The sequence below is a fragment of the Streptomyces mabaensis genome, from assembly GCF_053763515.1.
This window is the reverse complement of the sequence record NZ_JBSOPZ010000009.1, coordinates 1-11,463: the sequence shown is the minus strand read 5'-3', so window position 1 is coordinate 11,463 and position 11,463 is coordinate 1. Positions and strand designations below refer to the sequence as shown.

At 69.3% G+C, this 11,463-nt stretch carries 10 protein-coding genes; 5 read left to right on the top strand and 5 right to left on the bottom strand.

What is annotated here, in order from left to right:
* Positions 1–6: 6 nt before the first annotated feature.
* Both ppdK and dusB read right to left on the bottom strand, forming a co-directional pair.
* A complete protein-coding gene (ppdK, locus tag ACWV17_RS09865) occupies positions 7–2,742 on the bottom strand; it encodes a pyruvate, phosphate dikinase (RefSeq protein ID WP_455359332.1) in 2,736 nt (911 codons plus the stop codon).
* 389 nt (positions 2,743–3,131) lie between these two features.
* Entirely contained in the window at positions 3,132–4,283 is a 1,152-nt protein-coding gene (gene dusB, locus ACWV17_RS09860; RefSeq protein ID WP_455357347.1) for a tRNA dihydrouridine synthase DusB, read from the bottom strand.
* A gap of 52 nt (positions 4,284–4,335) precedes the next feature.
* Here dusB and ACWV17_RS09855 point away from each other — a divergent pair, with 52 nt between their 5' ends.
* On the top strand, positions 4,336–5,802 hold the full coding sequence (locus tag ACWV17_RS09855; RefSeq protein WP_455359331.1) for an MFS transporter: 1,467 nt from the start codon (positions 4,336–4,338) through the stop codon (positions 5,800–5,802).
* 119 nt (positions 5,803–5,921) lie between these two features.
* Here the strand turns inward: ACWV17_RS09855 and ACWV17_RS09850 are convergent, their stop codons facing one another.
* From ACWV17_RS09850 to ACWV17_RS09840, 3 genes are all read right to left on the bottom strand, one after another.
* Positions 5,922–6,128 carry a DUF6243 family protein gene (locus tag ACWV17_RS09850; RefSeq protein WP_455357345.1) on the bottom strand — a complete coding sequence of 69 codons (207 nt, stop codon included), beginning with the start codon at positions 6,126–6,128 and terminating at the stop codon, positions 5,922–5,924.
* Between the two features lie 145 nt (positions 6,129–6,273).
* Entirely contained in the window at positions 6,274–6,474 is a 201-nt protein-coding gene (locus tag ACWV17_RS09845) for a hypothetical protein (RefSeq protein ID WP_455357344.1), read from the bottom strand.
* Between the two features lie 180 nt (positions 6,475–6,654).
* On the bottom strand, positions 6,655–8,037 hold the full coding sequence (locus ACWV17_RS09840) for a glycine--tRNA ligase (RefSeq protein ID WP_455357343.1): 1,383 nt from the start codon (positions 8,035–8,037) through the stop codon (positions 6,655–6,657).
* Between the two features lie 154 nt (positions 8,038–8,191).
* Here ACWV17_RS09840 and ACWV17_RS09835 point away from each other — a divergent pair, with 154 nt between their 5' ends.
* The 4 genes from ACWV17_RS09835 to ACWV17_RS09820 all read left to right on the top strand — a co-directional run bounded on the left by ACWV17_RS09835 (position 8,192) and on the right by ACWV17_RS09820 (position 11,377).
* Positions 8,192–9,175, top strand: coding sequence for a metal ABC transporter substrate-binding protein (locus tag ACWV17_RS09835; protein WP_455359330.1), 984 nt, complete (start codon positions 8,192–8,194; stop codon positions 9,173–9,175).
* 41 nt (positions 9,176–9,216) lie between these two features.
* On the top strand, positions 9,217–9,993 hold the full coding sequence (locus ACWV17_RS09830; protein ID WP_455359329.1) for a metal ABC transporter ATP-binding protein: 777 nt from the start codon (positions 9,217–9,219) through the stop codon (positions 9,991–9,993).
* Positions 9,993–10,877: a metal ABC transporter permease gene (locus ACWV17_RS09825; protein WP_455359328.1), complete on the top strand. Its 885-nt coding sequence runs from the start codon at positions 9,993–9,995 to the stop codon at positions 10,875–10,877. Before ACWV17_RS09830 ends, ACWV17_RS09825 begins: the two co-directional genes overlap by 1 nt.
* A 62-nt stretch (positions 10,878–10,939) precedes the next feature.
* Positions 10,940–11,377, top strand: a complete 438-nt coding sequence (locus ACWV17_RS09820; RefSeq protein WP_455357339.1) for a Fur family transcriptional regulator — start codon at positions 10,940–10,942, stop codon at positions 11,375–11,377.
* Positions 11,378–11,463 lie beyond the last annotated feature (86 nt).

Below are 11,463 nucleotides of genomic sequence, written 5' to 3'. Positions count from 1 at the left end.
GCAGGGTCAGCGGCTGTCGCTGCCCTTCGACTCCGCGGCCGCGCGCCCGGCCTCCAGGCGGGCCACCGGGATGCGGAACGGCGAGCAGGAGACGTAGTCCAGGCCCACCTCGTGGAAGAAGTGCACCGACTCCGGGTCGCCGCCGTGCTCACCGCAGACGCCGAGCTTGAGGTCGGGACGGGTGGCCCGGCCGGCCTGGGCAGCGTTGCGTACGAGCGAGCCGACGCCGTCCTTGTCGATCGTCTCGAACGGGGAGACCCCGAAGATGCCCTTCTCCAGGTACGCGGTGAAGAAGCTCGCCTCGACGTCGTCGCGGGAGAAGCCCCACACGGTCTGGGTGAGGTCGTTCGTACCGAACGAGAAGAACTCGGCGGCCTCGGCGATCTGACCGGCGGTCAGCGCGGCACGCGGCAGCTCGATCATCGTGCCGATGGTCAGCTTGAGCGCGGTGCCGGTGGCGGCCTCGACCTCGGCGATGACCTGGTCGGCCTCCTCGCGGACGATCTCCAGCTCCTGGACGGTGCCCACCAGCGGAATCATGATCTCCGCACGCGGGTCGCCCTTGGCGTTCTTGCGCTCGGCCGCGGCCTCGGCGATCGCCCGTACCTGCATGGCGAACAGGCCGGGGATGACCAGACCGAGGCGCACACCGCGCAGGCCCAGCATCGGGTTCTGCTCGTGCAGCTTGTGTACGGCCTGGAGGAGGCGCAGGTCGTTCTCGTTGGCGTCCTTGCGGGACTCGGCGAGGGCGACGCGGACCGACAGCTCGGTGATGTCGGGCAGGAACTCGTGCAGCGGCGGGTCGAGCAGCCGGACGGTGACGGGCAGCCCGTCCATCGCCTCGAACAGCTCGATGAAGTCCTTCTTCTGCAGCGGCAGCAGGGCGCCGAGGGCCTGCTCGCGCTCGTCGTCCGTGTCGGCCAGGATCAGCCGCTCGACCATCTCGCGGCGCTCACCGAGGAACATGTGCTCGGTGCGGCACAGGCCGATGCCCTGGGCCCCGAACCGCCGTGCGCGCAGGGCGTCCTCGGCGTTGTCGGCGTTGGCCCGTACGCGCAGCCGGCGCACCCGGTCCGCGTACGCCATGATCCGGTGCACGGCGGCGACCAGCTCGTCGGCGTCGTCGGCGCCCGCGTGCATGCGGCCCTCGAAGTACTCCACGACCGGGGACGGCACGACCGGTACCTCACCGACGTACACCTTGCCGGTGGAGCCGTCGATGGAGACGACGTCGCCCTCCTCGATCACGATCCCGCCGGGAGCCGTCATCCGGCGCCGCTTGGTGTCGACCTCGAGCTCCTCGGCGCCGCAGACACAGGTCTTGCCCATGCCGCGGGCGACGACGGCGGCGTGCGAGGTCTTGCCGCCGCGCGAGGTCAGGATGCCCTCGGCGGCGATCATGCCGTTGAGGTCGTCGGGGTTGGTCTCGCGGCGGATGAGGATGACCTTCTCGCCGGAGCGGGACCACTTGACCGCGGTGTACGAGTCGAAGACGGCCTTGCCGACCGCGGCGCCCGGCGAGGCGGCGATGCCGCGGCCGAGCTTCTCGGTCTTGGCGTTCTCGTCGAAGCGCGGGAACATCAGCTGCGCGAGCTGCGCGCCGTTGACCCGCTGGAGCGCCTCGGCCTCGTCGATGAGGCCCTGGTCGACGAGCTGCGTGGCGATCCGGAAGGCGGCACCGGCGGTGCGCTTGCCGACGCGGGTCTGCAGCATCCACAGCTGGCCGCGCTCGATGGTGAACTCGATGTCGCACAGGTCCTTGTAGTGCGTCTCGAGGGTTTCCATGATCTGCATCAGCTGGTCGTACGACGCCTTGTCGATCGACTCCAGCTCGGCGAGCGGGACGGTGTTGCGGATACCGGCGACGACGTCCTCACCCTGCGCGTTCTGCAGGTAGTCGCCGTACACGCCCTGGTGGCCGCTGGCGGGGTCGCGGGTGAAGGCGACGCCCGTACCGGAGTCGGGGCCGAGGTTGCCGAAGACCATGGAGCAGATGTTGACCGCGGTGCCGAGATCGCCGGGGATGCGCTCCTGGCGGCGGTAGAGCTTGGCGCGGTCGGTGTTCCACGAGTCGAAGACCGCGCGGACGGCGAGGTCCATCTGCTCGCGCGGGTCCTGCGGGAAGTCGCGGCCTGCCTCGCGGGAGACCGTCTTCTTGAAGTTCTTGACCAGCTTCTTGAGGTCGGCGGCCTCCAGGTCCACGTCACTGGTGACGCCCTTGGCCTGCTTGGCCTCTTCGAGCGCGTCCTCGAAGAGTTCGCCGTCGACGCCGAGCACGGTCTTGCCGAACATCTGGATGAGGCGGCGGTACGAGTCCCAGGCGAAGCGCTCGTCGCCGGCCTGGGTGGCGAGGCCGCCGACGGACTCGTCGGAGAGGCCGATGTTGAGGACCGTGTCCATCATGCCGGGCATCGAGAACTTGGCACCGGAGCGGACGGAGACGAGCAGCGGGTCGTCGGCCTGGCCGAGCTTCTTGCCCATCTTCTGCTCGAGGGCGTCGAGGTGCGCACTGACCTCGTCGCGCAGTGCGGCCGGCTCGTCCCCGCTGTCCAGGTAGACCTTGCAGGCCTCGGTGGTGATGGTGAAGCCGGGAGGGACCGGCAGACCGAGGTTGGTCATCTCGGCGAGGTTCGCACCCTTCCCGCCGAGGAGGTCCTTGAGGTCCCTGTTGCCCTCGGTGAAGTCGTAGACGAACTTCTGGGGCTCGGGCTGGGATACGTGGGGATCTTTGTTTTCCGACACGGGATCTCGACTCCTCGAGCTACGGCTGCCCTGACGGCGAGGAACATACCCAGATCGAAGGCGCCTGGGTACGTCCACTTGGCCGTCATACGGCTGTAACCACTCGTGCGCCAGCAGATCGAAAGTGACCGGCGAGTAGTTCGCTCACCTGAGCGCTTTCAAGTCTTGAATCCATCACCACAAGAAGCAACTGTAGTTCGGTTCTTCACTACAGACAGTGAGTAAATGATCGATCATATGAACACTGAAGGGGTGGCACTGAGTGCCACCCCTTCTGGAGGTGCAATCGGGCCCGAAGTGCTCATCTGAGCGCTCCCCCTATCAGGGGTGGCGAGAATCACGCCGCAGCCGACGTCCGGATTCCACGATTCGGACCGCGAAACCGCCCCTTAACCACCCGAGGTGTCCAGCTCAGCGTCCGGGCTGACGCCCGCGCAGTCGTACGGATCCTTCAGCCAGCCGTCCGGCAGGACGACCCGGTTGTTGCCCGAGGTACGGCCGCGCGGGCCGTCCGCCCCCGCGGGCCAGGGCTGATCAAGATCCAGTTCGCTCAGATGAGCGTCCATCTCGGCGAGCGACGAGGTGATCGCCAGCTTCTTGCGCATCTCCGAGCCGACCGAGAACCCCTTGAGGTACCAGGCCACGTGCTTCCGGAAGTCGATCACTCCGCGCGCCTCGTCCCCGATCCACTCCCCCAGCAGCTCCGCGTGCCGCCGCATGACGACCGCGACCTCCTTCAGGGTCGGCGTCGCGTACGTCCCGGTGCCCTCGAAGGCCGCCACCAGGTCCCCGAAGAGCCACGGCCGGCCCAGGCAGCCGCGTCCCACGACCACCCCGTCACAGCCCGTCTCACGCATCATCCGCAGCGCGTCGTCCGCCGACCAGATGTCGCCGTTGCCGAGCACCGGGATCTCCGGGACGTGCTCCTTGAGCCGCGCGATGGCGTCCCAGTCCGCCGTACCGCCGTAGTGCTGGGCGGCGGTGCGCCCGTGCAGCGCGATCGCCGTGACGCCCTCCTCGACCGCGATCCGGCCCGCGTCGAGGAAGGTGATGTGGTCGTCGTCGATGCCCTTGCGCATCTTCATCGTCACCGGCAGGTCCCCGGCGCCCGCGACGGCCTCGCGCAGGATCGAGCGCAGCAGGTTCCGCTTGTACGGAAGGGCCGAGCCGCCGCCCTTGCGGGTGACCTTGGGCACCGGGCAGCCGAAGTTCAGGTCGATGTGGTCGGCCAGGTCCTCGTCCACGATCATGCGGGCGGCCTTGCCGACGGTGACCGGGTCGACCCCGTACAGCTGAATCGAGCGCGGCTTCTCGCTCTCGTCGAAGTGCACCAGCTGCATGGTCTTCTCGTTGCGCTCGACCAGCGCCCGGGTCGTGATCATCTCGCTCACGAACAGCCCCTTGCCGCCCGAGAACTCGCGGCAGAGGGTGCGGAACGGCGCATTGGTGATGCCGGCCATGGGAGCGAGCACCACGGGGGGCTGCACCGTGTGCGGGCCGATCGAAAGCATCGTGGAGGGGATCGTCGACGGGGTGGTCATTCGCCCATTGTCGCGCACGGCAGGAGTCGTTAGTTAAACGTACTATGCACGCATGGCCGAGACAGGTCCGCACAGGCGATGGCTGGTGCTGGCGATCTGCTGTATGAGCCTGCTGATCGTCAGCCTCGACAACACCGTCCTCAACGTCGCGCTGCCGTCGATGCGCGACGAGCTGGGCGCGAGCGTCGCGGGCATGCAGTGGACCATCGACGCGTACACCCTGGTCCTCGCCTCGCTGCTGATGCTGGCCGGCTCGACCGCCGACCGGATCGGCCGCCGCCGGGTCTTCAAGGCCGGGCTCGTCCTCTTCACCCTCGGCTCACTGCTCTGCTCGCTCGCGCCGAACCTCGGATCGCTCGTCGCCTTCCGCATGGTGCAGGCGGCCGGCGGCTCGATGCTCAACCCGGTGGCGATGTCGATCATCATCAACATCTTCACCGACCCGCGCGAACGCGCCCGCGCCATCGGCGTGTGGGGCGGGGTCGTCGGCATCTCCATGGCCGCGGGCCCCGTGATCGGCGGGCTTCTGGTGGACACCGTCGGCTGGCGCTCGATCTTCTGGATCAACCTCCCGGTGGGGCTGGCCGCGCTGCTGCTCACCATCCGGTACGTACCGGAGTCGCGCGCACCGAAGCCGCGTCGCCCCGACCCGGTCGGGCAGCTGCTGATCATGGCCCTGCTCGGCGCACTGACGTACGCGATCATCGCGGTGCCCTCGGCCGGCTGGACGTCGCCGCTGATCCTCGGCTGCGCGGCGCTCACCGTACTGGCACTCGCCGGGCTGCTGCTGTACGAGCCGAGGCGCGCCGAACCGCTGATCGACCTGCGCTTCTTCCGCAGCGCGGAGTTCAGCGGCGCCACGGTCATCGCGGTGTCCGCGTTCGCCGCGCTGAGCGGTTTCCTCTTCCTGAACACCCTCTACCTCCAGGACGTGCGCGGGCTGTCGGCGCTGCGCGCCGGGCTGTACATGCTGCCGATGGCAGCTGTCACGTTCGTCTGCGCGCCGCTGTCGGGCCGGCTGGTCGGCAGCCGCGGGCCCCGGCTCTCCCTGGTGCTGGCCGGGGTGGCGATGGCCGCGAGCGGACTGCCCTTCGCGGCCTTCGGCGCGTTCGGGGCGGAGAGCGGCGATGCGCTGATGTTCGCCGGGTACGTGCTGTTCGGCATCGGCTTCGGCATGGTGAACGCGCCGATCACCAACACCGCGGTCTCCGGGATGCCCCGCGCCCAGGCCGGGGTCGCGGCGGCCGTCGCCTCGACCAGCCGGCAGATCGGCGGCACGCTGGGCGTCGCCGTGATCGGCGCGGTGCTGGCGGTGGGGGTGCGCAGCGCGTCGTCGTACACGGAGGGGTTCGTCGAGGCGAGCCGGCCCGCCTGGTGGATCATCACCGGCTGCGGTCTGGCCGTCCTGCTGGTGGGGGCGCTGACCAGCGGGCCCTGGGCGCAGGAGACCGCGCGCCGCACGGCCCGGCGGCTGGAGCCGTCGGCCGACGGCCGGGCGCCGTCCTCGACCCGCGCGTAGGGCGACGCGGCCGGCCGCCCACAGCGCCGGCCTGGCACAGGGCGACGCGAAGGGCCCGGACCGCCTGGGAGGCGGTCCGGGCCCTGCCCTGCATCGGCCGTGTCCCGGCCCTGTCTGCGTCAGTCCTGCGTCGCGGCGCTCTCGTCGGCCGCGTCGTCCTGCTTCGCCTCGGCCCGCTCGCGCATCTTGCGCAGCAGCTCCTGCTTGTGGTCGGCGGCGGCCTTGCGGTCGGCCGTACGCGCCGGACCGTTGCCCTGCTGGTCGGCGCGGGACAGCTTCTTGCGCTGCCCGCCGACGCCGAGAAGGTTGTTGCGGCTCTTTGCCACGGGTTCTCCCGAAGTGTTGAGAAGTGATCTGCGGATTCGTCTGGTGGGGGGCGGACCGTGACCGCCGCGCTCTCACTCGTAGATCTGGAAGAACATGCCCGTGACGCTACCACCGCGCAGGGTGTGCGATTCAACGGATTTATGACTACCGAGGGTCCACCGTGGCCTGGTGCGCTTCCACGAGGTGCTCCTCCGCCTTGAGCCAGGGCAGGAACTGCGCGCTCTTGCGCCAGCCGCAGGTGCCGCAGGTCAGCGCCTTCTGGATGCCTGCTTTCCGCACCTGTACGACATGCTCCCGGCCGTGCTGGTCCCATCTGCTGACCTTGCTGGTGGTCATGGACGGCATCTGTGCCTCCTGGACATCCGTGCCTCCCGGAGAGGATGGCGCCCAGTGTGCTGCACGGCCCGACCGCGTCTCAGCCGTTTCCGGAAGGCGAAAGCCCCCGGCTCCGCATCGTTCACGGAACCGGGGGCTTTGCCCGGAAGAGTCGGCCGGAAGAGCCGGCAGAGTCGAAGAGAACCGGCGTCAGCAGCCGAGGAGGCGGCCGCCCAGGTAGGACTGGATCTGGTCCAGCGAGACGCGCTCCTGCTTCATGGTGTCGCGCTCACGCACGGTCACCGCGTCGTCGTCGAGGGTGTCGAAGTCGACGGTGACGCAGAACGGCGTGCCGATCTCGTCCTGGCGGCGGTAGCGGCGGCCGATGGCGCCCGCGTCGTCGAACTCGATGTTCCAGTTCTTGCGCAGGTCGGTCGCCAGGCCCTTGGCCTTCGGAGACAGCTGCGGGTTCCGGGACAACGGCAGGACCGCGACCTTGACCGGGGCCAGCCGCGGATCGAGGCGCATCACGGTGCGCTTCTCCATGACGCCCTTGGCGTTGGGCGCCTCGTCCTCGATGTACGCGTCGAGCATGAAGGCGAGCATGGCGCGGTTCACGCCGGCCGCCGGCTCGATGACGTACGGGGTCCAGCGCTCGCCGGCCTCCTGGTCGAAGTACGACAGGTCCTGGCCGGACGCGGCGGAGTGCGCCTTGAGGTCGAAGTCGGTGCGGTTGGCCACACCTTCGAGCTCGGAGAACTCACTGCCGCCGAAGTTGAAGCGGTACTCGATGTCGGCGGTGCGCTTCGAGTAGTGGGAGAGCTTCTCCTTCGGGTGCTCGTACCAGCGGATGTTCTCCTCGCGGATGCCGAGGTCGCGGTACCAGTTCCAGCGCTGCTCCATCCAGTACTCGTGCCACTGCTCGTCCTCGCCGGGCTTGACGAAGAACTCCATCTCCATCTGCTCGAACTCGCGAGTACGGAAGATGAAGTTGCCGGGCGTGATCTCGTTCCGGAAGGACTTGCCCATCTGCGCGATACCGAACGGCGGCTTCTTGCGCGAAGTCTGCTGCACGGCGGCGAAGTTGGTGAAGATGCCCTGCGCGGTCTCGGGACGCAGGTACGCCTTGGAACCGGTGTCCTGGGTCGGGCCGAGGTGCGTCTCGAGCATGCCGGAGAACTGCTTGGGCTCGGTGAACTGGCCCTTGGTGCCGCAGTGCGGGCAGTTGATGTCGGCGAGGCCGTTGGCGGGCTCCCGGCCGTGCTTGGCCTCGTACGCCTCGATCAGGTGGTCCGCGCGGTGGCGCTTGTGGCACGCGGTGCACTCCGTCAGCGGGTCCGAGAAGGTCGCGACGTGGCCGGAGGCCTCCCACACCTCGGGAGCCAGGATCACCGACGAGTCAAGACCGACCACGTCCTCGCGCGACGTGACCATGGCACGCCACCACTGGCGCTTGATGTTCTCCTTGAGCTCTACACCCAGCGGTCCGTAGTCCCAGGCGGCACGCTGACCGCCGTAGATCTCGCTGCACGGGTAGACGAAGCCACGGCGCTTGCTCAGGCTGACGATGGTCTCGATCTTGTCGGCGGCCACGGTGCTCTCTTCATAACGACGGCGAACGGCGAATGCTTCAGATTACCGGCGCCCGCACCCCCCTTATCAAATCGGTCCGCCTCCGGGCCGCAGGGGCGGTGCCGAGTCGGGCGTTTGTTGACAATCGTTTCCAGTTTTGTTGAAAATGAGTGTCATGAACGTACGCCGTCTGATACCCGCCTCCGCCCTCGCCGGTTCCGTGACCCTCGGCCTGGTGGCCCTCTCCGCCTGCTCCTCCTCCAGCGCGACGGGCGGCGCGACGGGCAAGGACAGCGGCAAGTTCGACGTCGTGACGTCGTTCTACCCGATGCAGTTCCTGGCCGAGGAGATCGGCGGTGACCATGTCGCGGTGAGCAGCCTCACCAAGCCGGGTGTCGAGCCGCACGACCTCGAGATCACCCCGCAGCAGACCGCGCAGCTCGGCGAGGCCGACATGGTCCTCTACCTGAAGGGTCTCCAGCCCGCGGTCGACAAGGCCGTCGGCCAGGCCGCAGTGAAGAACACTCTCGACGCCGTGACGCTCACGAAGCTCGAAGAGCCCGGCGCCGGGCACGCGGAGGAGGGCCACTCCGAGGAGGAGCACGCCGAGGACGACGGCCACGGGCACGAGGAGGCCGGCGGCGACCCGCACATCTGGCTGGACCCGGCGAAGTACGCCGAGGTCGCCCAGGGCGTCGGCAAGGCCATGGAGAAGGCCGACCCGGACCACGCCGCGGACTACAAGAAGAACACCGACGCGCTGGTCGGCAAGCTCACCGCCCTGGACACCGAGTTCAAGGACGGCCTGAAGAACACCACCACGAAGACCTTCATCACCACCCACTCCGCCTTTGGCTACCTCGCCGAGCGCTACGGGCTGGACCAGGAGGGAATCTCCGGTCTCGACCCCGAGTCCGAGCCGAGCCCGGCCCGGATGAAGGAGCTCCAGAAGATCGCGAAGCAGGAGAAGGTCAGCACGGTCTTCTTCGAGACCCTCGCCAGCGACAAGACGGCCCGGACGCTCGCCACGGACACCGGCCTGAAGACGGACGTGCTCGACCCCCTCGAGGGAATTACCGACAAGTCCCAGGGCGATGACTACTTCGAAGTCATGCGGGCCAACCTGAAGAACCTGCAGAAGGCGCTCGGCGCGAAGTGAGTTCAGTGACAGCAGCAGCGGAGGCGCGAACGATGGCAGCCATGAGTCCCGAGGACCAGCCCGTCATATCCCTGCGCGAGGCCACCGCCTCGCTCGGCTCGCGTCCCGTGCTGCGCGGGGTCGACCTCACCGTGCGCCAGGGCGAGGTCGTCGCGCTGCTCGGCGCCAACGGCTCCGGCAAGTCCACCGCCGTACGCGCCGTGGTCGGCCAGGTCCCGCTCTCCGGCGGCGAGCTGTCCCTCTTCGGTACGGATCACCGGCGCTTCCGGGACTGGTCGCGCATCGGTTACGTACCGCAGCGCACCACCGCCGCGAGCGGCGTGCCCGCGACCGTGCGCGAGGTCGTCTCCGCCGGGCGGCTCGCCCGGACGAAGCTCGGGTTCCTGCGGAAGGCCGACCGGGCCGCCGTCGACCGGGCGCTGGTTCTGGTCGGCATGCAGGACCGCGCCCGGGACTCCGTGAACGCCCTCTCCGGCGGGCAGCACCAGCGGGTGCTGATAGCCCGGGCGCTCGCGGTCGAGCCCGAGCTGCTGATCATGGACGAGCCGATGGCGGGAGTCGACCTGGCCAGCCAGGAGGTGCTCGCGGGCACCCTGCGCGAGCAGGTCGCGGCCGGCGTCACCGTGTTGCTCGTGCTGCACGAGCTCGGTGCGCTCGAACCGCTCATCGACCGCGCGGTGGTGCTGCGGGACGGCTGCGTCGTCCATGACGGGCCGCCCCCGGAGGCCGTCGGCCAGCACGCGCTGCCCGGCCACGACCACGTACACCCGCACGAGGCGCACCACGCCGAGCCGATCCGGACGGGGCTGCTGACCTGATGGACATCCTGACCTACGACTTCATGCAGCGGGCGCTGCTCGCCGCCCTGCTGGTCGGCCTCACCGCCCCCGCCATCGGCACGTATCTCGTCCAGCGCCGCCAGGCGGTCATGGGCGACGGAATCGGCCATGTCGCGATGACCGGTGTCGCCCTCGGCTTCCTGCTGAGCACCAGCCCGGTGTGGATGGCCACGCTGGTCGCCGTGCTCGGCGCGGTCGGCATGGAGGTCATCCGCTCACGCGGGAAGACCAGCGGTGACATCGCGCTCGCCATGCTCTTCTACGGCGGCCTGGCCGGCGGCGTCATGATCATCAACCTGGCACCGGGCGGCTCCACCGCGAACCTCACCAGCTACCTCTTCGGTTCGATCACCACGGTGTCGCAGGAGGACCTCACGGCCGTGGTCGTCCTCGCCGTGTTCGTGATCGCCGTCACGCTCGGGCTGCGCAAGCAGCTGTTCGCCGTCTGCCAGGACGAGGAGTTCGCCCGGGTCACCGGTCTGCCGGTCCGGCTGCTCAATCTGCTCATGGCCGTGACCGCCGCGGTGACGGTCACCGTCGCGATGCGCATTGTGGGTCTGCTGCTGGTCAGCGCGATGATGGTGATACCGGTCGCGGCGGCCCAGCGGGTCACCCGCGGCTTCGCCGCGACACTCGGCCTCTCCATGGGGATCGGCGTCGCCGTCGCCGTGAGCGGAACGGTGACGACGTTCTACGTGGACGCCCCGTCCGGCGCCGCCATCGTGCTGATGGCCATCGGTGTCTTCCTGGTGCTGTCGGTGGCCGCGGCGCCGCTGGCCGGAAAACGCGCCCGGGCCGCGGAGGCGGAATGCACCCTGGACATGCCCGGTTCACGTCGTCCGCACGACGATGTGAGGGTCTGAGCACGGCATCGGGTCCGTGCCGCCTGGCACAATGACCCGACAGCTGATGTGAGGAGGCACCTGTGGCGACTGCGCCTGGCGAAATGAACACAGCGCCAGTACGAGGACGATCGACCCGGCAGCGTGCCGCTGTGGCGGCGGCGCTCGACGAGGTGGACGAGTTCCGCAGTGCCCAGGAGCTGCACGACATGCTCAAGCACCGCGGCGACTCGGTGGGCCTGACCACGGTCTACCGGACGCTCCAGTCCCTCGCCGACGCGGGCGAGGTCGACGTACTGCGCACCAGCGACGGCGAGGCCGTCTACCGGCGCTGCTCGTCGGGTGAGCACCATCACCACCTGGTGTGCCGGATGTGCGGCAAGGCGGTCGAGGTCGAGGGCCCCGCGGTGGAGAGTTGGGCCGAGGCGATTGCGGCGGACCACGGCTTCGTGAACGTCGCGCACACGGTGGAGGTCTTCGGCACCTGCGCGGACTGCGCGGCGGCGGCCGCGAAGAACTGACCACACGCGACGGGCCCGGGGGGGGGGGGGGGGGGGGGGGGGGGGGGGGGGGGGGGGGGGGGGGGGGGGGGGGGGGGGGGGGGGGG